We start from the raw sequence: 22,869 nt of genomic DNA, 5'->3' as shown, positions 1-22,869 counted from the left end.
CGCTCAAAGCTCCCCGGTGCACGTGCCCCGGCCAACGCTTGCCTGGAACATCCCCCAAGACATTCCATGAACGTCCCCCAAGACGTTCTCGGCATCGCCCACTTAGACTCGCGAACAGCCCAGATGGTTACCCCCCAATATCTGTGATCTAGGTCTCCTTGTGAAGGTCCTGTGCGTCACGTGTAGGTGAATTCAGACGAAGCGCCGTAGCCGAAGGCTGTTGGATACGACGAAGACGGACGAAAAGGCCATGGCGAGGCCGGCGATCATCGGGTTGAGCAGTCCGGCCGCCGCGAGCGGGAGTGCCGCCACGTTGTAGCCGAAGGCCCAGCCCAGGTTGCCCTTGATCGTCGACAGGGTGCGACGGGAGAGGCGGATGGCGTCGGCCGCGACCAGCAGGTCGCCCCGTACGAGGGTCAGGTCGCTCGCCTCGATCGCCGCGTCGGTGCCCGTTCCCATCGCGAGGCCGAGGTCCGCCGTGGCGAGTGCCGCCGCGTCGTTCACCCCGTCGCCGACCATCGCGACCGTCCGGCCCTCCTTCTGGAGGCGGCGGACCACCTGGGCCTTCTCCTCGGGAAGGACCTCCGCGATCACCTCGTCGATGCCGACCTCCGCCGCCACGGACTCCGCGGCGGCCCGGTGGTCCCCGGTGAGGAGGACCGGGTGCAGCCCGAGGGCGCGCAGTCGGGTGACCGCCTCCGCGCTGGTGTCCTTGACGGTGTCGGCGACGGTCAGGGTGCCCCGGGCGAGCCCGTCCCAGGCGACGTGGACGGCGCCGGGCTCCGCTCCCGCCGGGACCTCGACGTCCTCCGCGGCGAGCAGGGCGGCACGGCCGACGAGGACCAGGTGGCCGTCGACCGAGCCGCGGACGCCGAGTCCGGGGACGTTCTCGAAGGCCTTCGGTACGGGGAGTTCCCCGCAGCGTTCGGCGGCGCCGGCCGCGACCGCGCGGGCCACCGGGTGCTCGGAGGAGTGCTCCAGGGCTCCCGCGAGCCGCAGCAGCCCGTCCTCGTCGATGCCCGCGTCCTCGTAGGCGTACACCTTCCGCAGGGACATCCGACCGGTGGTGACGGTCCCGGTCTTGTCGAGGACGATCGTGTCGACGCGGCGGGTGGACTCCAGGACCTCGGGGCCCTTGATCAGGATGCCGAGCTGGGCGCCCCGGCCGGTGCCGACCATGAGGGCGGTGGGGGTGGCGAGGCCCAGGGCGCAGGGGCAGGCGATGATCAGGACGGCGACGGCGGCGGTGAAGGAGGCCGTCGGGTCGTCGGTCGTCAGCAGCCAGGTGACGAGGGTGCCGAGTGCGATGAGCAGGACCACCGGGACGAAGACGGCGGAGATCCGGTCGGCGAGCCGCTGTACCTCGGCCTTGCCGTTCTGGGCGTCCTCGACGAGCTTCGCCATCCGGGCGAGCTGGGTGTCGGCGCCGACCCGGGTGGCCCGGACGACGAGCCGGCCGGAGACGTTGACGCAGCCGCCGGTGACCGTGCTGCCCCCGGTGACGTCGAGCGGCAGGGACTCGCCGGTGAGCAGGGAGGCGTCGACGGCGGAGGCGCCCTCGGTGACGGTGCCGTCGGTGGCGATCTTCTCCCCGGGCCGTACGACGAACAGGTCGCCGGCCCGCAGCGCGGCGACCGGCACCCGTACCTCCGTTGCCCCGCGCAGGACGGCCACGTCCTTGGCGCCGAGTTCCATCAGGGCCCGGAGCGCCGCGCCCGCCTTCCGCTTGGCGCGGGCCTCCAGATAGCGGCCGAGGAGGATGAAGGTGACGACTCCTGCGGCGACCTCCAGGTAGATCGCGGAGGAGGCGTGGGAGCGGTCCACGGTCAGGTCGAAGCCGTGCCGCATGCCGGGCATGCCGGCGTCGCCGAGGAAGAGGGCCCAGAGCGACCAGCCGAAGGCGGCGAGGGTGCCGACGGAGACGAGGGTGTCCATGGTGGCGGCGCCGTGCCGGAGGTTGGTCCAGGTGGCCCGGTGGAAGGGCAGCCCGCCCCAGACGACGACGGGGGCGGCGAGGGTGAGCGAGAGCCACTGCCAGTTGTCGAACTGGAGGCTCGGGACCATGGCGAGGAGGACGACGGGCGCGGCGAGGAGCGCGGAGACGGTGAGTCGCTGCCGCAGCGAGGCGAGCTCGGGGTCCCGCTCGGGTCCTTGCTCCGGAGCCTCGACCGGGGGCTCGGGCGGCGGGGGTTCCTCGGCGGTGTAGCCGGTCTTGACCACGGTGGCGATCAGTGCCTCGACCCCGACCTCAGGGGGGTGTTCGACGCGCGCCTTCTCCGTGGCGTAGTTGACGGTCGCGGTGACCCCGTCCATGCGGTTGAGCTTCTTCTCGACGCGGGCCGCGCAGGAGGCGCAGGTCATCCCGCCGATCGTCAGCTCGGTGACCGCGACATCGACGGGGGGTGCGGTGGTGCTGGAGGTCATGTGCGGTTCCAAACGGGAGCAGGGCCGTACCAGGTAACGGTACGGCCCTGCGAGGTGGTGAGGGGGAGTGGTCAGACCAGCTCGTAGCCGGCCTCGTCGACGGCGGCGCGGACGGCCTCCTCGTCGAGCGGGGCGGCGGAGACGACGGTCACCTGTCCGGTGGCGGCGACCGCCGTGACCGAGGAGACGCCGGGCAGTTCGGAGATCTCGCTCGACACCGCGCCTTCGCAGTGGCCACAGGTCATGCCCTTGACCTGGTAGACGGTGGTGAGGTCGGTCTTCGTCTCTGCGGTCATGGCGTTCTCCTCGTGGGTTCAGGGCCTACACCACCGATTATACCCCTAGGGGGTATAAATTCCCAGTCAGGTCCTCGCGCGCCGCGCCGGCGACCTCAGTCAGAGGAGTCCGGCGAGGGTCACCAGGGCGAGCCCGCCCACCGAGAAGAGGGTGAAGAGGTGCTCCTGCCGGGAGGTGGGCTGCGGGAGGTGTCCCTGGGCGAAGAGCGAACGGTCCAGGTCGGCGGTGGTCACCCGGAGCACCAGCCAGAGCGCGATCCCGTGCATCGAGTCCCAGAGCGCGTGCAGCACCGGAACCGGTGGCGCCTGGGGCCGGGGAGTGGGTGCGGGTGTCCGGGTGGTGGGCGGATACTCGTGCACGCGAAGCCCTCCAAGTCCCTCTGCCGGCAGGCTGTCTGACTGGACCTTATGGTAAATACCCGATATGTCGCATTCGGGGACCACGCTCATCCTGATCATGGCGATCGCCGTCCTGGCGCCGCTGCTCGCCTACGGAGTCGGGCGCAAGATCCCCGTCCCCCTCGTCATCTTCGAGATCCTGCTCGGCATCCTGATCGGCCCCGACGTCCTGGACTGGGCCCACCCCGACGCCCTGATCGACGGGCTCTCGGAGCTCGGCCTCGCCATGCTGATCTTCCTCGCGGGGTACGAGATCGAGTTCGGCAAGGTCCGCGGCGACACCCTCCGGCGCTCCGTCTGGGCCTGGCTGATCGCCCTCGGGCTCGGACTCGCCACCGGCGTTCTCCTCGGCGGCGGATACACCAAGGGCGTGTTCATCGGAGTCGCGCTCACCAGCACCGCGCTCGGCACCGTCCTGCCCGTGCTCCGCGACGCGGGCGACCTCCACGGGCGGTTCGGCTCGGTGGTCATGGCTTTCGGCGCGGTCGGCGAGTTCGGCCCGATCGTCGCGATGGCCCTGCTGCTCAGCGGGCGCGGCGCGGGCGAGTCGACCGTGCTGCTCGCGGTCTTCGCCGCACTCACCGCCGGGGCCGTGTTCTGGGCGCTGCGGCCGCGTCCGCCGTGGTTCTCCCGGATCATCGCCAAGACCCTGCACAGCAGCGGCCAGTTCGCGGTCCGGTTCGTCTTCCTGCTGCTCGCCCTGATGCTGGGTGCCTCGCAGGCCCTCGGACTCGACGTCCTGCTCGGCGCCTTCGCGGCCGGACTCATCACCCGGCTCGTGCTGACCGGGGCCGCGCCCGAGTCGGGGCCGCAGATCCTGGAGAAGATCGAGGGCGTCGGCTTCGGCTTCCTCGTGCCGCTCTTCTTCGTCGTCACCGGGATCGAGTTCGACCTGGCCTCGCTGCTCGACGGCGGCCGCACCCTGCTCCTGCTGCCGGTCTTCCTGCTGCTCTTCCTCGCCGTGCGGGGCGGACCGATCTGGTTCCTCGCCCCGCGCGACCTGGACCGCAAGGACCAGGGCGGGCTCGTCCTCTACGGCTCGACCGCGCTGCCGCTCGTCGTCGCCATCACGACCATCGGCGTGGACGACAAGGCGATGACGGCCGGCGAGGCGGCGGCGCTCGTCGGGGCCGGCATGGTCTCCGTGCTCGCCTTCCCGCTGCTCGCGCTGAAGTCGCGGTCGGGTGCGAAGGTGCTCCCGTCCGAGCAGGTCACCGGCTCGGAGTCGTGGTGACCGACGGTTCCGGGCTCTGCCCGTCGGTCAGCGGGCCGAGGTAGCGGAGGAGGAGGGTCTTCAGCTCGGCGATCGTCGCGTCCCGCTCGGCCCCCTCCGGTGCGGCGAGGATGAGTTCCAGGCCGCCCTTGAAGGTCACGAAGGTCATGTCGGCCACACGGGCACGCTCCCGTTCGGAGAGCTCGGGGGCGTAGTGGGCGATCACCTCCTGCACGCGCGCGAGGAGCGAGGCGTGCAGGGCGTCGTGCTCCTCCGCGATCCGGCCGGGCACCTCGGAGCCGTGCATCAGGGCGAGGAAGACCGGGTTCTCGCAGTTGAACTCGATCATCGGGTCGACGACGACGTCGAGCAGCTCGGGCAGCGGCAGGGCGAGGTTCTCCGCGGTGAACGCCTGGCCGTGGGCCTCCCGCATCTCCTGCAGCAGGCGCTCGCCGAGCTCTATCGCGATGGCTTCCTTGTTCGGGAAGTACTGGTAGAGCGTGCCCGGCGAGACATGGGCCTCGCGGGCGATCGCGTTGGTGCTGGACGCGGTGTAGCCGTTCGCGCAGAAGACGTTCGCGGCGGCCTGGAGCAGCTGTGCGATACGGCGCTCGCCGCGCGCCTGGCGGCGGGGCGCCTTCGGCTCTTCGGTCCTGTCCTCGGACATGGCTGTCTCCAGCTTTCCTCTACGCGTTTGACAAACACGAGAGGTCGCTCGCATTCTTGAGAAACGCGAGTGATCACTCGTGTTTGCCAGTCTATGGCAACGGGCGACCCATGTGACCTGCCGGGAAGCGAGCACATGGGTCAGGTGAAGGGGACACCTCGTCATGGCCGAAGTCAAGAAGACCGCACCCGCAGGGGGCAGGCCTCCGAGCGGGGAGAGGTCGGGCGGCTGGACGCGGTTCGTCACCGCCCGACCGCGCCTCACCCTTCTCGTGGCCCTCGTCCTCACCGCCCTCGCCGTGCTGGCCGGCGGCGGGGTCGCCGACCGGATGGGCAGCGGCGGCTGGGAGGACCCGGCCGCCGAGTCCACGTACGCCACCGAGGCCCTCGGGCGCCAGTTCCCCGGCTCCCAGCCCAACCTGCTCCTGCTCGTCGACGCCGGGGCCGCCGGCACCGACGCGCCGGCCGTCGCCGCCGAGGCCCGGCGGCTCGCCGAGCGGCTCGACGCCGAGCCCGGCGTCGACGGCGTCGGCTCCTACTGGTCCACCGGCTCGCCCGCCCTCCGCTCCGAGGACGGCCGCAAGGCCGTGATCGCCGCCCGGATCGCCGGCGAGGAGAAGGAGGCCGCCGCGGTCCTCGACCGCATCGCCCCCGAGTACCGGGGCACGCACGGCCCCGTCGACGTCTCCCTCGGCGGCGGACTCGCCGTGCGTCACGAGATGCAGACGGTCATCCAGGAGGACCTGCTGCGGGCCGAGCTCATCGCCCTGCCCCTCACCCTCGTCCTGCTCGTCATGGTCTTCGGCAGCGCCGTGGCCGCCCTGCTGCCGCTCGGCGTCGGCATCGTCGCCATCCTCGGCACCAACGCCGTCCTGCGCGGCCTCACCGAGTTCACCGACGTCTCCGTCTTCGCGCAGAACCTGACGACGGCCCTCGGCCTCGGACTCGCCATCGACTACGCCCTGTTCGTCGTCCGCCGCTACCGCGAGGAACTCGCCGCGGGGGCCGACACGTACACCGCCGTCCGCACCACCCTGCGCACCGCCGGGCGGACCGTGCTCTTCTCCGCCCTGACCGTCGCCGTCTCGCTCGCCGCGATGCTGCTCTTCCCGCAGTACTTCCTGCGCTCCTTCGCGTACGCCGGGATCGCCGTGGTCCTGCTCGCCGCGGCCGCCGCACTCACCCTGCTGCCGGCGGCCCTCGTGCTGCTCGGCGACCGGATCAACGCACTCGACCTGCGGCGCCTCCTCCGGCGCGGCCGGGCCCCCGGTCAGGACGGCGCCGGGGCCGGCTGGGCGCGGGCCGCCGCGCTCGTGATGCGCAGGGCGCCGGTCTTCGCCGTCCTCACCACCGCCGGACTCGTCCTCCTCGGACTGCCCTTCCTCGGCGTGAAGCTCGGCACCGCCGACGACCGCCAGCTCCCCGTCACCGCCTCCTCCCGGGTCGTCCAGGACGAGCTGCGGCACGGCTTCCCCGGCGACCCCGGCGGCACCCTCACCGTCCTCGCCGAGGGCGAGGCCACCCCCGCGCAGTACGCGGCCTACCGCGAGCGGATCGGCGCCCTCGACGGCGTGGTACGCGTCGACGGCCCCGTGACCGCCCCCGGCGGCCACGCCTACTTCACCGTCGTGCCCGAGGGCGAGACCGTCGGCGCCGACGCCCAGCGCGCCGTGACCGAACTGCGCGCCGCACCCGCCCCGTTCGAGACCTCCGTCACCGGGCAGGCCGCCGTCCTCGTCGACTCCAAGGACGCCCTCGCCGAACGGCTGCCCTGGGCGGCGGCCGTCATCGTCCTCGTCACCCTGCTCCTGGTCTTCCTGCTCACCGGCAGCGTCCTCATCCCCGTCCAGGCCGTCGTCCTCAACGCCCTCAGCCTCACGGCCATGTTCGGCGCGGTGGTCTGGGTCTTCCAGGACGGGCACCTCGCCGGACTCCTCGGCTTCACCCCCACCGGCGACATCGAGACCACCCTGCCCGTGCTGATGTTCTGCGTGGCCTTCGGACTCTCCATGGACTACGGGGTGTTCCTGCTCTCCCGCATCAAGGAGGAGTACGACCGCACCGGCGACCACGAGCACTCCGTCCGCTTCGGCCTGCGCCACACCGGCGGGCTCATCACCGCGGCCGCCGTGATCCTCGCCGTCGTCATGGTCGCCATCGGCACCTCCCGTGTCACCAACACCAAGATGCTCGGCCTCGGCATCGCCCTCGCCGTCCTCATGGACGCCATGGTGGTCCGCAGCCTCCTCGTCCCCTCCGTGATGAAGCTGACCGGCCGCCTCACCTGGTGGGCACCCGGCCCGCTGCGGCGCTTCCACGACCGCTTCGGCATCAGCGAGTCGGACGCGCCGGCCCCCGCACCGGAGCCGGGCGTTCGGGAGCCGTCCGAGGAGACACCCGAGGAGCGCCGTGAGATGAGCCCGCTCCACCCGTGACACCCACGCACAGGGCCGGACCCGGGATCACCGGGTCCGGCCCTGGGGCTGTGGGGGTGGGGCGGTACGTCAGGTCAGTCGCGGCGGCCCCGGTTGCCGGGGCGGCTGGCGACCCAGGCGCGGATCGTGTCCGCGTACCAGTAGGGCTTGCCCGACTCCACGTGGTCCGGGGTCGGCAGCAGTCCGTGCTTCCGGTAGGAGCGGACCGTGTCGGGCTGCACCCGGATGTGTGCGGCGATGTCCTTGTACGACCAGAGCCTTCTGTCCGTCATGCCTGGTACCTCCCTGCGCGCCGCGCAGCGGCGGCGGGGGTGCCGTTCGGGGGCGCTGCGGGCGTGCGATGGCGATCACTGAGCCATTGCCCCCTGCAACGACCCCTCCAGACCGGAGGAGAGCGCCTGTCGAGCGCCTGTGACGGAAAACCCGCGTAACGCGGATATGCGTGACACCGAAGGGACGCACGTGACGAAAGTGAGGCATCGGGACACCGGTGTGTCCACGTGCGTCACCCCTGGTCAGAGAGGTATGCGCCGGTCACACGCCGCAGGAGCGGAGGAAGCGCCGGGTGCGCAGCGCGATCGGGTACGGGACATCCGGCTCGCACGGGTACATGTCCTGCTCGACGATCGCGAACAGGTCCACGTCCAGCGCCGACGCGGCGGCGAGCACCGGTTCCAGGGCCGGTACCCCGGACGGCGGCTCGCACATCACGCCGCGCCCCACCGCGGGACCGAAGGGCACCCCCTCGGCCACCACCCCGGCCAGGATCTCCGGGTCGACCTGCTTGAGATGCAGATAGCCGATCCGCTCGCCGTACGTCTCGATCAGCTTGACGCTGTCCCCGCCGGCGTACGCGTAGTGCCCGGTGTCCAGACAGAGCGAGACCGCCTCCGGGTCGGTCGCGTCGAGGAACCGCGTCACGCTCTCCTCGTCGTCGAGATGGGTGTCCGCGTGCGGATGGACGACGATCCGCAGCCCGTACCGCTCCCGCACCTCCCGGCCCAGCCGCTCCGTGAGCCCCGTCAGGTCCCGCCACTGGCCGGCCGTGAGCGTCCGGTCCTCCAGGACCTCGCCCGTCCGGTCGTCCCGCCAGAACGACGGGATGACGACGAGATGGCCCGCGCCCACCGCCTGAGCCAGGGCCGCGTTCTCGGCGACGTGCGCCCAGGTCCGCTCCCAGACGTCCGGCCCGTGGTGGAGGCCGGTGAAGACCGTCCCCGCCGAGACCTTGAGGCCGCGCCGCGCGGTCTCCTCCGTCAGGACGGCCGGATCGGTGGGCAGATAGCCGTACGGGCCGAGCTCGATCCACTCGTAGCCCGCGCCGGACACCTCGTCGAGGAAGCGCTGCCAGGGCACCTGCCGGGGATCGTCGGGGAACCACACCCCCCACGAGTCCGGGGCGGAGCCGATCCGGATCCGGGACGGCGACAGGGCGGAGGGCGAGGACGGCTGCGGTGACGGCTTCGTCATGCCTGCCACCTTGACCGGGGCGTGAGAGCAGCGTCAAGGACGCCGCTCCGGCCCGCACGGGCTCGGTCCTGTCGTCAGAATGTCCGGACATATCGTTGACACGCCTCCGGGCGGACGGCTAGACCTGGGTGCGGGAAGCCGGACGCGAGAGGTGGCGCGGGTGGAGTCGGAGCCGTACGACCTGATCACCATGGGGCGCCTCGGCGTGGACCTGTACCCGCTCCAGGCCGGGGTCGGCCTCGACCGGGTCGACACCTTCGCCAAGTTCCTCGGCGGCTCCCCGGCCAACGTGGCCGTCGCCGCCGCCCGGCTCGGCCGCCGCACCGTGCTCGTCTCCCGCACCGGCGCCGACCCCTTCGGGACGTATCTGCACCGCGAGCTCAAGGGCTTCGGAGTCGACGACCGCTGGGTGACCGAGGTCGAGGAGTACCCCACCCCCGTCACCTTCTGCGCGCTCTTCCCGCCCGACGACTTCCCGCTCACCTTCTACCGCCGCCCCAAGGCCCCCGACCTGGAGATCCACCCGCACGAGCTGGACCTCGACGCGATACGCGCCGCCCGGGTCTTCTGGGCGACCGGCACCGGACTCTCCGCCGAGCCGAGCCGCTCCGCGACCCTGGCGGCGCTGCGGGCGCGCTCCGGGCGGGAGACGACCGTCCTCGACCTGGACTGGCGGCCCATGTTCTGGGCGGACCCGAAGGCGGCCCGCCCGTACTACGCCGAGGCGCTGCGGCACGCGACCGTCGCCGTCGGCAACCTCGACGAGTGCGAGATCGCGACCGGGGAGCGCGAGCCGTACGCGGCGGCCCGCGCGCTGCTCACCTCGGACAGCGGTCGCGGCCTCCGGCTCGCCGTCGTCAAGCAGGGCCCCAAGGGCGTCCTCGCGCTCGCCGCCGACGGGACGAGCGCCGAGGTGCCGCCGCTGCCGGTCGAGGTGGTCAACGGCCTCGGCGCGGGCGACGCGTTCGGCGGGGCGCTCGTCCACGGACTGCTCGCCGGCTGGGACCTGGAGACCACCCTGCGCCACGCCAACGCCGCCGGCGCGATCGTCGCGGGCCGTCTCGCCTGCTCGTCCGCCATGCCCGACCTGCCACAGATCACCCGGGCACTCGCGAGCGGAAGCGGCACCCTCGCGGAAAAGGGGTAGGGGGCAGTCATGCGTACCGATCACCCCCCGTCCCTCCACCTCCCCGCCGGGACCGCCGCCCGGGGCCCGTACGGGCTCGACATCGACCCCGGGCGGGCCGGCTGGACGTACTCCGCCCTCCGCGTCCTCACCCTCGGGCCCGGCGGGATCCACTCCTTCGAGAGCGGGGATTCCGAATGGGTCGTGCTTCCCCTCTCCGGTGCCTGTAGCGTGCGCGTCGACGGCGAGATCCTCGAACTCCTGGGCCGCGCGAGCGTGTTCGACGGAGTGACCGACTTCGCCTATGTACCGCGCGACGCCCACGCCCAGATCGCCTCCGGTGCGGGAGGCCGCTTCGCTTTGGCAGGAGCGAAGTGCGAGCGACGACTCCCCGCCCGCTACGGCCCCGCGCCGGAGGTTCCCGTCGAGACCCGGGGCAGCGGCAACCGCGCCCGCCAGGTGCGGAACTTCGCCTCGGCCGACGCCTTCGACTGCGACCGGCTCATCGCCGTCGAGGTCGTCACACCCGGCGGCAACTGGTCCTCCTACCCGCCGCACAAGCACGACGAGCACCGCCCCGGCGCCGAGTCCGTCCTGGAAGAGATCTACTACTACGAGATCGAGGACCCGGGCGCCCTCGCCTACCAGCGAATCTCACCCTCCCGGCCCGGCGGCGCCGACCTCCTCGCCGAGGTCCGGGACGGCGACGCCGTCCTCGTGCCGGACGGCTGGCACGGCCCCTCGATCGCCCAGCCGGGTCACGCTCTCTTCTATCTCAACGTCATGGCGGGCCCCGGACCCGAGCGGGAGTGGAAGATCTGTTTCCACCCGGACCACACGGAGGGATACGCATGAGCGGCGTGAGCAGCGCGCGCAGTACGACCGTCCGGCTGACCGTCGCCCAGGCGCTCGTCCGCTTCCTCGCCGCCCAGTACACCGAGCGCGACGGCGCCCGGCAGCGCCTGATCGCCGCCACCTGGGGCATCTTCGGCCACGGGAACGTCGCCGGAATCGGGCAGGCCCTCGTCGAGGACCCCGCGCTCATGCCCTTCCACCAGGGCCGCAACGAACAGGCCATGGTGCACGCGGCCGTCGGCTACGCCCGGCAGTCCCGCCGCCTCTCCGCGCACGCCGTCACCACCTCCATCGGCCCCGGCGCCACCAACCTCGTCACCGGCGCCGCCCTCGCCACCGTCAACCACCTCCCGGTCCTGCTCCTGCCCGGCGACACCTTCGCGGGCCGACCCGCCGACCCCGTACTCCAGCAGCTCGAAGTCCCCTACGCGGGCGACGTGTCGGTCAACGACTGTCTGCGTCCCGTCTCGAAGTACTTCGACCGGGTCGGGCGCCCCGAGGCCCTGATCCCGGCCGCGCTCGCCGCGATGCGGGTCCTCGCCGACCCCGTGGAGACCGGCGCGGTGACCCTCGCCCTGCCGCAGGACGTGCAGGCGGAGGCGTACGACTGGCCGGAGGAGTTCTTCGCCGAGCGGATCTGGCGGGTCCGCCGCCCCCGCCCCGACGCCGCCGAACTCGACGCCGCCGTACGGGCGATCCGCGCGGCCGAGCGCCCGCTGATCGTCGTGGGCGGCGGAGTCGGGTACAGCGGAGCCGAGGACGCCCTGCGGACCTTCGCCGAGCGGACCGGCATGCCCGTCGCCACCACCCAGGCCGGCAAGGGCGCCCTGCCGTACGACCACCCCTGCGAGACCGGCGGCATCGGCCACACCGGCAGCTCCACCGCGAACGCCCTCGCCGCCACCAGCGACCTGATCCTCGGCGTCGGCACCCGCTACACCGACTTCACCACCGCCTCCGGCACCCTCTTCCCCGAGGGCGTCCGCTTCGTCAACCTCAACATCGCCGGCTTCGACGCCCACAAGCTGGGCGCGCTGCCGCTCGTCGCCGACGCCCGCGAAGGCCTCACCGCGCTCACCAAGGCGCTCGGGGACCACCGCCAGGACATGGTTCGGTGGACCTCCTCGAAGCGGGACTGGCAGGAGCAGGTCGACGCCGCCTACGCCGTCCCCGACGAGGACGCCCGCCCCACCCAGGCCCAGGTCCTCGGCGCACTCGACACTCTGGTCGACGGCAGCGACATCCTGATCAACGCCGCCGGATCGCTCCCCGGCGACCTCCACAAGCTGTGGCGGACCCGCTCACCCGACCAGTACCACGTCGAGTACGGCTACTCCTGCATGGGCTACGAGATCCCCGCCGCCCTCGGCGTCCTGCTCGCCGCGCCCGACCGGCCCGTCTGGGCACTCGTCGGCGACGGTACGTATCTGATGAACCCCACCGAAATCGTCACCGCCGTGCAGGAACGACTCCCCCTGAGGCTGATCGTCCTCCAGAACCACGGCTACGCCTCGATCGGCGGCCTCTCGGAGGCGGTCGGCGCCGAGCGGTACGGCACCGACTACCGCCACCGGGACGCCTTCGGCGGCTTCACCGGTCCGCCGCTCCCCGTCGACCTCGGCGCCAACGCCGCCTCCCTCGGCATGCGGGTGCTACGCCCCCGCACCGTTCGTGACCTGCGGGAAGCCCTCGCGGACGCGCGGACCGCAACGGTTCCCACATGTGTCTACGTCGAGACCGAAACGGCAGACACTGTGTCGGGCCCGCCCCCGGCCCAGGCGTGGTGGGATGTGCCCGTGGCCGAGACCTCGACCCGCCCGTCGGCGGTCAAGGCACGCGAGGAGTACGACCGGCACGTCACCGCCCGACGCCGCCATCTCTGAAGGAGTAACTCGTCATGACGAAGACCGTCCACCACTGGATCGGTGGCAAGACCGTCGAGGGCACGTCGGGCAACTGGGGCCCGGTCACCGACCCGGCCACCGGTGCCGTCACCACGCAGGTCGCGCTCGCCTCCGTCGACGAGGTCGACGCCGCCGTCGCCGCCGCCAAGGACGCCTGGGCCACCTGGGGCACCTCCTCGCTCGCCCAGCGCACCACCATCCTCTTCAAGTTCCGCGCGCTGCTCGACGCCAACCGCGACGCCATCGCCGAGCTGATCGTCGCCGAGCACGGCAAGGTCCACTCCGACGCGCTCGGCGAGGTCGCCCGCGGCCTGGAGATCGTCGACCTGGCCTGCGGCATCACCACCCAGCTCAAGGGCGAGCTGTCCACCCAGGTGTCGAACCGGGTCGACGTGGCGTCCATCCGCCAGCCCGTCGGCGTCGTCGCCGGCATCACGCCCTTCAACTTCCCAGCCATGGTGCCGATGTGGATGTTCCCGATCGCCATCGCGACCGGCAACACCTTCATCCTCAAGCCGAGCGAGAAGGACCCGTCGCCGTCCCTGAAGATCGCCGAACTGCTCGCCGAGGCGGGCCTCCCGGACGGTGTCTTCAACGTCCTGCACGGCGACAAGGTGGCCGTGGACCGCCTCCTGGAGCACCCGGACGTCTCCGCGATCTCCTTCGTCGGCTCGACCCCGATCGCCCGCTACATCCACACCACCGCCTCCGCCAACGGCAAGCGCGTCCAGGCGCTCGGCGGCGCGAAGAACCACATGCTGGTCCTCCCGGACGCCGACCTCGACGCGGCGGCCGACGCGGCCGTCTCGGCGGCGTACGGCTCCGCCGGCGAGCGCTGCATGGCCATCTCGGCCGTCGTGGCCGTCGGCTCCATCGGCGACGAGCTGGTCCAGAAGATCCGCGAGCGCGCCGAGAAGATCAAGATCGGCCCCGGCGCCGACCCCACCTCCGAGATGGGCCCGCTCATCACGGCCGTCCACCGCGACAAGGTCGCCTCGTACGTCCACGGCGCGGCGGACGAGGGCTGCGAGGTCGTCCTCGACGGCACCGGGTACACGGTCGAGGGCCACGAGAACGGCCACTGGATCGGCCTCTCCCTCCTGGACCACGTGCCGACCACGGCCAAGGCCTACCAGGACGAGATCTTCGGCCCGGTGCTCTGCGTGCTCCGCACCGAGACGTACGAGGAGGGCCTCGCCCTCATCAACGCCTCGCCGTTCGGCAACGGCACCGCGATCTTCACCCGCGACGGCGGCGCCGCCCGCCGCTTCCAGCTGGAGGTCGAGGCCGGCATGGTCGGCGTGAACGTGCCGATCCCCGTGCCGGTCGGCTACCACTCCTTCGGTGGCTGGAAGGACTCGCTCTTCGGCGACCACCACATCTACGGCAACGACGGCGTGCACTTCTACACCCGCGGCAAGGTCGTCACCACCCGCTGGCCGGACCCGTCGGACGCCCCGGCGGGCGTGGACCTGGGCTTCCCGCGCAACCACTGACGCGGGCGGTTCACGGCGACGGCCCCCGGGGTGCTGACAGCACACCCCGGGGGCCGTCGGCCGTCTCGGTACCGTCGGCCGTCTCCGGCCTCAGTGGTCCTCGGTGAAGGTCCAGCCGCGCATCGAGAACACGCCCTCGTCCGCCGCGCCCGCCGACCGGTACGTCGCCAGCGCGGGATCGTTGTCCGTGTCCACGCCCACCCACGCACCCCGGCAGCCCCGCTCCCGGGCCGCCGCGAGCAGCGCCTCCGTCAGGGCACGCCCCACCCCGCGCCGCCGGTGGCCCTCGTCCACCGACAGCTCGTAGAGGCACGTCTCCGCCCCCTTGTCCGGGTGCAGCATCTCGATCCCGGAGACGAACCCGGCCGGGAAGCCGTCCTCGGCGTAGGCGATGAGCATCAGGTGCCCGGGTGCCGCCAGGAAGCGGGCCGCCCAGTCCTCGCGCGCCGGACCGTCGTAGAGATGCTCCGCCGCGAGCAGCTCGGCCACCGTCGTCGCCCGCCGGATCTCCATGCCGTCTCCCTGTCTCCGCGTACCGCGCCTGCTGTACACGGACCGTACGCGTACGACCGGAGGAGGTCCGGTACCTCCGTCTCGCGGCAGCCGTGGTGCACAGCGTCCCCGCTTAGGCTCGACACCATGCGACTCCGACTTCCCCGGTGGGCCGCGGTCACCGCCGTCCTCGCCGTTCTCGCGGGTGCCGGCACCTGGACCGCCGTCGCCTCGGACGATCCGCCGCCCGTGCACCGGGCGGACCGGATGCTCGACCTCGACGGCGCCCGTATCGACACCTCGTACTTCACCGGGGACGGTGACGGACGACGGCCGGCCGTCCTCCTCGGCCACGGCTTCGGCGGCTCCAAGGACGACGTCCGCGCCCAGGCCGAGCAACTGGCCCGGGACGGATACGCCGTCCTCACCTGGTCCGCGCGCGGCTTCGGGGCCTCCACCGGCGAGATCGGGCTCAACGATCCCGACCACGAGGTCAAGGACGCCCGGAAGCTGATCGACTGGCTCGCCGCCCGGCCCGAGGTCCTCCTCGACAAGCCCGGCGACCCGCGCGTCGGCGTCACCGGCGCCTCCTACGGCGGGGCGATCTCCCTGCTCGCCGCCGGGCACGACGCGCGCGTCGACGCCATCGCCCCGCAGATCACCTACTGGAACCTCGCGGACGCGCTCTTCCCGGACGGCGTCTTCAAGAAGCTCTGGGCCGGGATCTTCTTCTCGGCGGGCAACCAGCCGGGAGCCCCGGCCACGGCGGGGAAGGCCTCCACGGGTGACGCCGCCACGGGTCAGGCGGCCGCCTGTGGCCGCTTCACCCCCGAACTCTGCTCCCTCTACGAGCGCGTCGCCGTCGCCGGAAAGCCCGACGCCGCCGCCCGCGCGCTCCTCGAAGCCCGCAGCCCGTCCGCCGTCGGGGCCCACGTCAAGGTGCCCGCGCTCCTCGTCCAGGGCCAGTCCGACTCGCTCTTCACCCTGGCCCAGTCCGACGCCATGGCCCGTACCCTCACCGCCAACGGCGCCCCCGTCGCCGTCGACTGGATCGCCGGCGGTCACGACGGCGGCGACCGCGAGACCGAGCGCGTCGAGCGGCGGATCAGCACCTGGTTCGACCGCTGGCTGAAGAAGGACACCTCCGTCGACACCGGCCCCGCGTTCCGCGTCAGCCGCACCGGCGGCGTCGACTCCACCGACGGCCAGGCCACCCTGCGCGCCGCGACCGCCGACCGCTACCCGGGGCTCACCGCCGGCGCCACGAGCGTCCCGCTCGCCGGACCGGCGCAGACCTTCGCCAACCCCGCCGGCGCCGCACCGCCCGCCGTCTCGGCCGTCCCCGGCCTCGGCGGCGGAGTCGCCGGACTCTCCTCCCTCGGCGTCGGCCTCTCCCTCGACTTCCCCGGCCAGCACGCCCGGTTCGACGCGAAGCCGCAGGACGAGCCGCTCCGGATCACCGGCAGCCCGACCGTCCGCGTCAAGGTCACCTCCACCGCCACCGACGGTTCCGCCGTCCTCTTCGCCAAGGTGTACGACGTCGGGCCCGACGGCCGGCAGCAGGTGCTGCCCGCCCAACTCGTCGCCCCCGTCCGCGTCGACGGCGCCAAGAGCGGGAAGAGCGTCACGCTCACCCTGCCCGCGATCGACCACGAGGTGGAGGCCGGACACCGGCTCCGGCTCGTCGTCGCCGCCACCGACCTCGGCTACGCCTCTCCGACCGCCCCCGCCGGCTACACCGTCGCCGTCGAGAGCCCGCTCACCGTCCCCACCGCGCCCGGCCTCGACACCCAGGCCGCCGCCCTGCCCTGGTGGGTCTGGGGGCTGCCGCTCCTCGGCCTCGCCGTCGCCGCCGCACTGCTCCTCACCGCCCGCCGCCGCACCGCCGCCCCCGCGCCCGACCCCGCACTGGCCGTCGTACCGCTCCAGATCACCGGGCTCTCCAAGAAGTACAAGGGCGGCGACCGGTACAGCGTCAAGGACCTGTCCTTCCGCGTCGAGCAGGGCCAGGTCCTCGGCCTCCTCGGACCCAACGGCGCCGGAAAGACCACTACTCTGCGCATGCTGATGGGCCTGATCACCCCCGACGAGGGCGAGATCCGGGTCTTCGGCCAGGCCATCCGGCCCGGCGCCCCCGTGCTCTCCCGGGTCGGCTCCTTCGTCGAGGGCGCCGGATTCCTGCCGCACCTCAACGGCCGGGAGAACCTGGACCTGTACTGGAAGGCCACCGGCCGACCCGCCGAGGACGCCCATGTCGACGAGGCCCTGCGCATCGCGAACCTGGGCAGCGCCCTCGACCGGGCCGTCCGCACCTACTCGCAGGGCATGCGACAGCGCCTCGCCCTCGCCCAGGCCATGCTCGGCCTGCCGGACCTGCTGATCCTGGACGAGCCCACCAACGGACTCGACCCGCCGCAGATCCGCGAGATGCGCGAGGTGATGATCCGGTACGCGGCCGGCGGCCGTACCGTCATCGTCTCCAGCCACCTCCTCGCGGAGGTCGAGCAGTCCTGCACCCATCTCGTCGTCATGGACCGGGGACAGCTCGTGCAGGCAGGACCGGTCGCCGAGATCACCGGCTCCGGCGACACCCTGCTCGTCACGCTCGGGGCCCCCGTCCCCGACGCCCTCGTGGAGAAGATCGACGCCCTCTCCGGCGTCTCCACGGCGACCCGGACCGAGGGCGGGATCCTCGTCCGCCTCGACGGCCTCGACCCGACCGCCCTCATCGGCGAACTCGTCGGCCTCGACGTACCGCTGACCGGTGTCGGACCGCACCGGCGCCTCGAAGACGCGTTCCTGACCCTGATCGGAGGAGGAGCCGCATGAGCCCGCTGCTCGACACCCCCACGGCTCCCGTGGAGTCCGCCCCGGGCTACCGCGCCGGGCGCACCCTGCCGCTCCGCGTCGAGGCCCTGCGCCAGTGGAAGCGCCGCCGCACCCTGATCATGGGCGGCATCCTGGTCGCCCTGCCGTTCGTCCTGCTGATCGCCTTCGCGATCGGCGGCGACTCGGACGGCGGCCGCAACGGCCGCATCACCCTGATGGACACGGCGACCGCCTCCGGCGCCAACTTCGCGGCGACCTGCCTCTTCGTCTCCGCCGGTTTCCTCCTCGTCATCCCGGTGGCGCTGTTCTGCGGGGACACCATCGCCTCCGAGGCGAGCTGGTCCTCCCTGCGCTACCTGCTGGCCGCGCCGGTGCCCCGGTCCCGGCTCCTCGCCTCCAAACTGACGGTCGCCCTCGCCTACAGCGCGGCCGCCATGGTCCTCCTGCCGCTCGTGGCCCTGGCCGTGGGCTCGGTCGCCTACGGCTGGGGGCCGCTGCAGCTGCCGACCGGCGGCGCGGTGCCCGCCGGGGACGCGGTGCTCCGCATCGGTGTCGCCGTCGCCTTCGTCTTCGCCTCCCAACTGGTCACCGCGGGACTCGCCTTCTGGCTGTCCACCCGCACCGACGCCCCGCTCGGCGCGGTGGGCGGCGCCGTCGGACTGACCATCGTCGGCAACGTCCTGGACGCCGTCACGGCCCTCGGCGACTGGCGCGAATACCTGCCCGCGCACTGGCAGTTCGCCTGGATCGACGCGCTCCAGCCGCAGCTGGAGTGGGGTGGCATGGTGAAGGGCACGGCGATCTCGTTGACGTACGCCCTCGTCCTCTTCGCGCTCGCCTTCCGCGGCTTCGCCCGCAAGGACATCGTGTCCTAGGGTCCGTGCCCCAGAGGGGCTCAGGGTCTTCTCACACCCACCCCCTTCGAGCCGAGGGCCGCCATCAGCTCACCCACCCGTCGGCTGTACGTCCGCGCGGACATGCCGAGGCGGGCCGCCGCCGTCTCGTCCGTGAGCCCCGACAGGAGGGCGTCGAGCACCGGGCGCAGTTGGGGCGGCAGATCGCACGGCGGCCGTGGGGGAGGCGGTGTGTACGTCAGTTCCTCGGCCGTCGCCCAGCAGGCGTGATGGGCCCGGGCGAGGGCCTGCACCACCACCGGGTCGCGGATCAGCAACAGCCCGTTGTAGAGCAGTTCCAGGTCGAGGGGGACCGCGGCCACCGTCCGGTCGACGACGATCATCTTGAACGGGATGGCCTCCGCGAGACGGGCCCGGCCGGGAAGCCCGAGCCCGCCCTCCAATCGGGGCAGGGCGTGCCGCGGCACGATCCGTCTGACCTCGCCGGCCCGCTCGGCCGCGGCCCGCATGCACGCTCCCGCCAGCTCCAGGAACGGCTCGGGGATCGCGAAGCCCGCCGACGCGACCGGGTCGTCGAAGGTCAGCAACTCGTACCGCGTGGAGGCGGCCAGCCCGGCGAGCGCCGCGCTGATGCGCCGCGCACCCCGGACCGGGCGCCCTGCGGGCCGCTGTCCCTCGGTCGCGGCCCGGTTCATCGCCGAACGGGCGAGCATCACGGAGCCCGCGCTCTCTGCCACCGCTGACCACCCCCGCCCGATCGATGTCCACTCCATGTACGCACGCGACTGCACACGGTGACAACCCCTGTTGAAAAGGATGGCGAATCCATGCCACCCGCTGTCACCCCCGTCGCCGTTGCCGCATCGAGATGCATCCGCAACTCCTTCGACTGCTCCCGGCGGGCCTCTCGTTCGTCACATTCACAAGTGACCTACCAGGAGGGGGAGATGACATGGGACGACATGACACAGGGGCGGCCGGACGCCACCGGGCCCGGTTCGCGGCCACGGTCGCGGGTCTGCTCGCGGCCGGACTCGCCGTCGGAGGATGCGGAGCGGGAGGCGACGGAAGCAGTGCCGACCACGGCAAGCGCGAGACCGGCCGGACCGCTCCGGCGGCCCCGGACGGAGGGGGGAACGCGAACCCCGAGGGCGTCCAGGAGGACGGCCGGCCTTCCCGGGCGCCCGCCCCCGACTACCTGTCCACGTTCGCCCTGGACGTGGACACCGCCTCGTACGGCTACGCCCGCCGCACCCTCGCCGAGGGGCGGCTGCCCGACCCGGCGACCGTACGACCGGAGGAGTTCGTCAACAGCTTCCGGCCCGACTACCCGCGGCCGGAGGACAACGGCTTCAGCGTGACCCTCGACGGGGCCCGCGCCGGGCGGGACGGCTGGTCCCTGGTCCGGGTCGGACTGGCCACGCGCGCGGCGGACCGGGGCGCCGAACGCCCGCCGGCCGCCCTCACCTTCGTCGTCGACGTCTCCGGTTCGATGGGAGAGCCGGGACGGCTCGACCTGGTCAAGGAGTCGCTCGGGCTGCTCGCCGACGAGCTCCGTGACGACGACTCGATCGGCCTGGTCACCTTCAGCAGCGAGGCCGAGACCCGGCTGCCGCTGACGCGGGTGGGCGACGCCCGCGGCCGGATCCGCGAGGTGGTGGACTCGCTCGCGACGAGCTCCTCCACCAACGTCGAGGCGGGCGTCCGCACCGGCTACGACGTGGCCGTCGACGGCCACCGCAAGGGCGCCACCAACCGGGTCGTGCTGCTCTCCGACGCGCTCGCCAACACCGGCTCCACCGAGGCGGGGACGATCCTCGAACGCATCGAGGAGGAGCGGAAGAAGTACGGGATCACCCTGTTCGGCGTCGGCGTGGGCAGCGACTACGGCGACGCGTTCATGGAGCAGCTCGCCGACCGGGGCGACGGCCAGACCACGTACGTCTCCAACTCCGCTCAGGCCCGCAAGGTCTTCGTCGACCAGCTGCCCGCCCATGTCGAACTGCGCGCGCGTGACGCCAAGGCGCAGGTCTCCTTCGACCGGCGGACCGTCGAGAAGTTCCGGCTGATCGGCTACGAGAACCGGGAGGTCGCCGACGAGGACTTCCGGAACGATCGGGTCGACGGCGGCGAGGTCGGTGCGGGTCACACCGTCACCGCGCTGTACGCCGTGCGGACCAGGGCCGGGGCGACCGGTCCGGTCGCCACCGCCACCGTTCGCTGGCTCGACCCGGCCACGCGCGCGCCCCACGAGCGTTCCGGCACGGTCGGGACGGCCGGCCTCACCGCCGACATCTGGGGCGGCGGCCACGACAGCCTGCAACTGACCGCGATCACCGCCTACTTCGCCGACGCGCTGCGGGGCGGCGCGCTGCCGGGCGCCCCGGGTCTCCCGGCGCTCGCGGAGCGCGCCGAGGCGATCTCGGGCCGGTCGGGTTCCGCGGTGGTGCGCGAGCTGGCCGAGGCCGTGCGGCAGGCGGACGGGCTGATCAGGCGGACCGAAGGCCAGGACGGGGGCCAGGACGGAGGCCAGGACGGAGGCCAGGACGGAGGCCAGGACGGAGGCCAGGACGGAGGGTCGGGCGGTCAGCCGGGCGGCGCTTCCGGCGGAGGCGCCACCCGTGAGGGCGAGTTGCGGTCGGGCGACCCGTACAGCTGAGGCGAGCGGCGGGCAGCCGGTCGGATCGGCCGCTTGCGGGTCACGACGGCCGCTCGCGGGCCAGAATGGCCGCATGGCCTCCCTGCTGCTCGCCCTCGCCGTTGGAACCACCGGCCTGTACGCCGGTTTCATGCTGATCTTCCAGACCGGGATCATGCCCGCCCTCGCCCGCCTGACGGACGCCGAGTTCGTCACGGCGATGCGCCGGATCAACGAAGCCGTGCCGAGGGGCGTGTTCCTGATCGTCTTCCTCGGGGTGATCGCCTTCCCCGCCGCCGCGTTCTTCGTCCCCGCCGACGGGCGGACGGACACCCAGAAGTGGCTGGTCCTCGCGGGGCTCGTGTGCGCGGCCCTCAATCACGCGGTCACCCTCGGCGGCAACATCCCGCTGAACAGCGCGCTGGCCGCCTCGGAGGCCACGGGTGACGACCCGTCGGTCGTCCGGGCCGCCTTCGAGGCGCGCTGGAACGGCTTCCACCGCGTCCGTACGCCCCTGATCGTCGTCGCGTTCGGGCTGCTGACCGCAGCGGCGGTTCTGTAGAACCGTACCTCGCGGCCGGTTTCTGGCGTGAACTCGTGCGTGTCGGCCTCCCCCGCATCCGCAAGAGCCCTGCGAAAGCGTACCCCTGAGTCCGGAAACCGTCTTCCGGCATGTACTGGTCTGCGCCAGTGACGAAAATCTTACGCCGCCATACTTGGTCAAAGGGGGTGAATCACCCCGATATCCCGGGTTGGGTTTCCATACCCTCCGGTTTCTTATTGACATGCCTACGGGGGTCTTTTCTAATCATCGAGAGTCATCCCACGCGCTGACACCGCACAGGCACTGAGGGGGCAAGGTGGACGTCCGGATTCTGGGGGGACTGTCGGTACGTGAGCACGGGGTGTCGATCACGCCGACAGCCGCCGCGCCCCGGCAACTCCTCGCCCTGCTCACGGCCAGCGCCGACCAGGTCGTCCCCGTGACCGTGCTCACCGAGGAGCTGTGGCCGTCCGGCGCACCACGCGGCGCCCGCGTCGAACTCCAGGCCCACATAACCGAGTTGCGCACCCTCATCGCGGGTGCGCTGCGCGGTGTCGCCGCTCCGGCGGAACCCGGTCCCGGCTGGTCCGACCGGCGCACCGCCGACGCCATCCTCGTCTCCCAGCCCGGCGGCTACCGGCTCGACACCGGCGGCGGCACCAACGACGTCCGGCAGTTCGAGCGCGCCGCCGGCGCCGGTTACCGCGCCATGGAGGCCGGCGACCTCTCGCGCGCCGCGCTCCGCCTCGGTGAGGCACTCGCCCTCTGGCGCGGCGAACCCTATGCGGGCGTCGCCGCCGGACCCCGCCTCCGCAGGGAGGTCGAGCGCCTCGAAACCTCCCGGCTGAGCGTCCTCGACCAGTGGATGGAAGCGCAGTTGGGCCTCGGCCGGCACGCCGAACTCGTCTCCGAACTCTCCGGACTCGTCGCCCGCTACCGCACCAACGAGCCCCTCCACGCCCACTACATGGTGGCCCTGCTGCGCTGCGGACAGCACGACGAGGCCCTCACCGTGTACGAGCGGCTGCGCGTGGCACTCAAGGGGGAGAGCGGCATGGAGCCCTCGGCGCGCCTCCGTCGCCTCCAGCGCTCGGTCCTCGCCGTACGGCACACCACGGTCCGTCCCGTGTACGCGCCCCGCATCCCCGCCCAGTACAACCCGGCCCGGGCCCGGCTGGTACCGGCGGGTTCCGTCGGCTGACCGCCCGGCGGGGCTGCCGACAGCCGG

At 72.5% G+C, this 22,869-nt stretch carries 19 protein-coding genes; 11 read left to right on the top strand and 8 right to left on the bottom strand.

Going from position 1 to position 22,869, the window contains the following annotated elements:
• Positions 1-192: 192 nt before the first annotated feature.
• The 3 genes from OG514_RS07260 to OG514_RS07250 all read right to left on the bottom strand — a co-directional run bounded on the left by OG514_RS07260 (position 193) and on the right by OG514_RS07250 (position 3,080).
• Positions 193-2,424, bottom strand: coding sequence for a cation-translocating P-type ATPase (locus tag OG514_RS07260; RefSeq protein WP_266892057.1), 2,232 nt, complete (start codon positions 2,422-2,424; stop codon positions 193-195).
• 71 nt (positions 2,425-2,495) lie between these two features.
• On the bottom strand, positions 2,496-2,720 hold the full coding sequence (locus OG514_RS07255; protein ID WP_266892055.1) for a heavy-metal-associated domain-containing protein: 225 nt from the start codon (positions 2,718-2,720) through the stop codon (positions 2,496-2,498).
• 99 nt (positions 2,721-2,819) lie between these two features.
• Positions 2,820-3,080 (bottom strand): hypothetical protein, encoded by a 261-nt coding sequence (locus OG514_RS07250; protein WP_266892053.1) that lies wholly within the window; start codon positions 3,078-3,080, stop codon positions 2,820-2,822.
• Between the two features lie 64 nt (positions 3,081-3,144).
• Here OG514_RS07250 and OG514_RS07245 point away from each other — a divergent pair, with 64 nt between their 5' ends.
• Positions 3,145-4,353, top strand: a complete 1,209-nt coding sequence (locus tag OG514_RS07245) for a cation:proton antiporter (RefSeq protein WP_266892051.1) — start codon at positions 3,145-3,147, stop codon at positions 4,351-4,353.
• Here OG514_RS07245 and OG514_RS07240 read toward each other — a convergent pair.
• The gene (locus OG514_RS07240; RefSeq protein ID WP_266892049.1) at positions 4,331-4,999 is read right to left on the bottom strand and encodes a TetR/AcrR family transcriptional regulator; all 669 of its coding nucleotides are present in this window, start codon (positions 4,997-4,999) and stop codon (positions 4,331-4,333) included. The genes OG514_RS07245 and OG514_RS07240 overlap by 23 nt on opposite strands.
• Positions 5,000-5,162: 163 nt before the next feature.
• Here OG514_RS07240 and OG514_RS07235 point away from each other — a divergent pair, with 163 nt between their 5' ends.
• Positions 5,163-7,433 carry an MMPL family transporter gene (locus tag OG514_RS07235; RefSeq protein ID WP_266892047.1) on the top strand — a complete coding sequence of 757 codons (2,271 nt, stop codon included), beginning with the start codon at positions 5,163-5,165 and terminating at the stop codon, positions 7,431-7,433.
• A 74-nt stretch (positions 7,434-7,507) separates the two neighbouring features.
• Here the strand turns inward: OG514_RS07235 and OG514_RS07230 are convergent, their stop codons facing one another.
• Both OG514_RS07230 and OG514_RS07225 read right to left on the bottom strand, forming a co-directional pair.
• Positions 7,508-7,705: an AlpA family transcriptional regulator gene (locus OG514_RS07230; protein ID WP_266892045.1), complete on the bottom strand. Its 198-nt coding sequence runs from the start codon at positions 7,703-7,705 to the stop codon at positions 7,508-7,510.
• Between the two features lie 262 nt (positions 7,706-7,967).
• Positions 7,968-8,903 (bottom strand): sugar phosphate isomerase/epimerase, encoded by a 936-nt coding sequence (locus tag OG514_RS07225; RefSeq protein ID WP_266892043.1) that lies wholly within the window; start codon positions 8,901-8,903, stop codon positions 7,968-7,970.
• A 190-nt stretch (positions 8,904-9,093) separates the two neighbouring features.
• On the opposite strand from OG514_RS07225, the gene iolC reads away from it, so the two are divergent.
• Genes iolC through mmsA form a run of 4 tightly spaced genes read left to right on the top strand, consistent with a single transcriptional unit; the run spans position 9,094 to position 14,284 of the window.
• Positions 9,094-10,050, top strand: a complete 957-nt coding sequence (gene iolC / locus OG514_RS07220; protein ID WP_266900774.1) for a 5-dehydro-2-deoxygluconokinase — start codon at positions 9,094-9,096, stop codon at positions 10,048-10,050.
• 9 nt (positions 10,051-10,059) lie between these two features.
• On the top strand, positions 10,060-10,884 hold the full coding sequence (gene iolB / locus OG514_RS07215) for a 5-deoxy-glucuronate isomerase (RefSeq protein ID WP_266892041.1): 825 nt from the start codon (positions 10,060-10,062) through the stop codon (positions 10,882-10,884).
• Positions 10,881-12,767: a 3D-(3,5/4)-trihydroxycyclohexane-1,2-dione acylhydrolase (decyclizing) gene (gene iolD, locus OG514_RS07210; protein ID WP_266892039.1), complete on the top strand. Its 1,887-nt coding sequence runs from the start codon at positions 10,881-10,883 to the stop codon at positions 12,765-12,767. The genes iolB and iolD overlap by 4 nt, the downstream gene beginning before the upstream one ends.
• A 14-nt stretch (positions 12,768-12,781) precedes the next feature.
• Complete coding sequence (gene mmsA, locus OG514_RS07205; protein ID WP_266892037.1) at positions 12,782-14,284, top strand: CoA-acylating methylmalonate-semialdehyde dehydrogenase; 1,503 nt, start codon at positions 12,782-12,784, stop codon at positions 14,282-14,284.
• A gap of 90 nt (positions 14,285-14,374) precedes the next feature.
• Here the strand turns inward: mmsA and OG514_RS07200 are convergent, their stop codons facing one another.
• A complete protein-coding gene (locus OG514_RS07200) occupies positions 14,375-14,797 on the bottom strand; it encodes a GNAT family N-acetyltransferase (RefSeq protein ID WP_266892036.1) in 423 nt (140 codons plus the stop codon).
• Between the two features lie 126 nt (positions 14,798-14,923).
• Between OG514_RS07200 and OG514_RS07195 the strand changes: the two genes are divergently transcribed.
• The gene (locus tag OG514_RS07195; RefSeq protein ID WP_266892034.1) at positions 14,924-17,605 is read left to right on the top strand and encodes a CocE/NonD family hydrolase; all 2,682 of its coding nucleotides are present in this window, start codon (positions 14,924-14,926) and stop codon (positions 17,603-17,605) included.
• A complete protein-coding gene (locus tag OG514_RS07190; RefSeq protein ID WP_266892032.1) occupies positions 17,602-18,480 on the top strand; it encodes an ABC transporter permease in 879 nt (292 codons plus the stop codon). Before OG514_RS07195 ends, OG514_RS07190 begins: the two co-directional genes overlap by 4 nt.
• A 20-nt stretch (positions 18,481-18,500) precedes the next feature.
• Here OG514_RS07190 and OG514_RS07185 read toward each other — a convergent pair whose 3' ends face one another.
• On the bottom strand, positions 18,501-19,196 hold the full coding sequence (locus OG514_RS07185; RefSeq protein WP_266892030.1) for a DNA-binding response regulator: 696 nt from the start codon (positions 19,194-19,196) through the stop codon (positions 18,501-18,503).
• 215 nt (positions 19,197-19,411) lie between these two features.
• Between OG514_RS07185 and OG514_RS07180 the strand changes: the two genes are divergently transcribed.
• From OG514_RS07180 to OG514_RS07170, 3 genes are all read left to right on the top strand, one after another.
• Positions 19,412-21,118, top strand: a complete 1,707-nt coding sequence (locus tag OG514_RS07180; RefSeq protein WP_266892028.1) for a von Willebrand factor type A domain-containing protein — start codon at positions 19,412-19,414, stop codon at positions 21,116-21,118.
• A 73-nt stretch (positions 21,119-21,191) separates the two neighbouring features.
• The gene (locus OG514_RS07175) at positions 21,192-21,659 is read left to right on the top strand and encodes a DUF1772 domain-containing protein (protein ID WP_266892026.1); all 468 of its coding nucleotides are present in this window, start codon (positions 21,192-21,194) and stop codon (positions 21,657-21,659) included.
• A gap of 298 nt (positions 21,660-21,957) precedes the next feature.
• Positions 21,958-22,842 carry an AfsR/SARP family transcriptional regulator gene (locus OG514_RS07170; RefSeq protein WP_266892024.1) on the top strand — a complete coding sequence of 295 codons (885 nt, stop codon included), beginning with the start codon at positions 21,958-21,960 and terminating at the stop codon, positions 22,840-22,842.
• The last annotated feature ends 27 nt before the right edge of the window (positions 22,843-22,869 follow it).

It is taken from the genome of Streptomyces sp. NBC_00572 (assembly GCF_026341815.1).
In the GTDB taxonomy this organism is placed as follows: Bacteria; Actinomycetota; Actinomycetes; order Streptomycetales; family Streptomycetaceae; genus Streptomyces.
Note: the sequence above shows the minus strand (reverse complement) of the source record. Positions and strands in the feature narration are given on the sequence as shown.

Excerpts from the sequence above, each read along its gene's own strand:
- iolB (WP_266892041.1), top strand. The coding sequence starts at position 10,060 with ATGCGTACCGATCACCCCCCGTCCCTCCACCTCCCCGCCGGGACCGCC.
- OG514_RS07195 (WP_266892034.1), top strand. The coding sequence starts at position 14,924 with ATGCGACTCCGACTTCCCCGGTGGGCCGCGGTCACCGCCGTCCTCGCC.
- iolC (WP_266900774.1), top strand. The coding sequence starts at position 9,094 with ATGGGGCGCCTCGGCGTGGACCTGTACCCGCTCCAGGCCGGGGTCGGC.
- OG514_RS07235 (WP_266892047.1), top strand. The coding sequence starts at position 5,163 with ATGGCCGAAGTCAAGAAGACCGCACCCGCAGGGGGCAGGCCTCCGAGC.
- OG514_RS07200 (WP_266892036.1), bottom strand. The coding sequence starts at position 14,797 with ATGGAGATCCGGCGGGCGACGACGGTGGCCGAGCTGCTCGCGGCGGAG.
- OG514_RS07245 (WP_266892051.1), top strand. The coding sequence starts at position 3,145 with ATGTCGCATTCGGGGACCACGCTCATCCTGATCATGGCGATCGCCGTC.
- OG514_RS07260 (WP_266892057.1), bottom strand. The coding sequence starts at position 2,424 with ATGACCTCCAGCACCACCGCACCCCCCGTCGATGTCGCGGTCACCGAG.
- OG514_RS07225 (WP_266892043.1), bottom strand. The coding sequence starts at position 8,903 with ATGACGAAGCCGTCACCGCAGCCGTCCTCGCCCTCCGCCCTGTCGCCG.
- OG514_RS07255 (WP_266892055.1), bottom strand. The coding sequence starts at position 2,720 with ATGACCGCAGAGACGAAGACCGACCTCACCACCGTCTACCAGGTCAAG.
- iolD (WP_266892039.1), top strand. The coding sequence starts at position 10,881 with ATGAGCGGCGTGAGCAGCGCGCGCAGTACGACCGTCCGGCTGACCGTC.
- OG514_RS07175 (WP_266892026.1), top strand. The coding sequence starts at position 21,192 with ATGGCCTCCCTGCTGCTCGCCCTCGCCGTTGGAACCACCGGCCTGTAC.
- OG514_RS07240 (WP_266892049.1), bottom strand. The coding sequence starts at position 4,999 with ATGTCCGAGGACAGGACCGAAGAGCCGAAGGCGCCCCGCCGCCAGGCG.
- OG514_RS07190 (WP_266892032.1), top strand. The coding sequence starts at position 17,602 with ATGAGCCCGCTGCTCGACACCCCCACGGCTCCCGTGGAGTCCGCCCCG.
- mmsA (WP_266892037.1), top strand. The coding sequence starts at position 12,782 with ATGACGAAGACCGTCCACCACTGGATCGGTGGCAAGACCGTCGAGGGC.
- OG514_RS07180 (WP_266892028.1), top strand. The coding sequence starts at position 19,412 with ATGGGACGACATGACACAGGGGCGGCCGGACGCCACCGGGCCCGGTTC.
- OG514_RS07230 (WP_266892045.1), bottom strand. The coding sequence starts at position 7,705 with ATGACGGACAGAAGGCTCTGGTCGTACAAGGACATCGCCGCACACATC.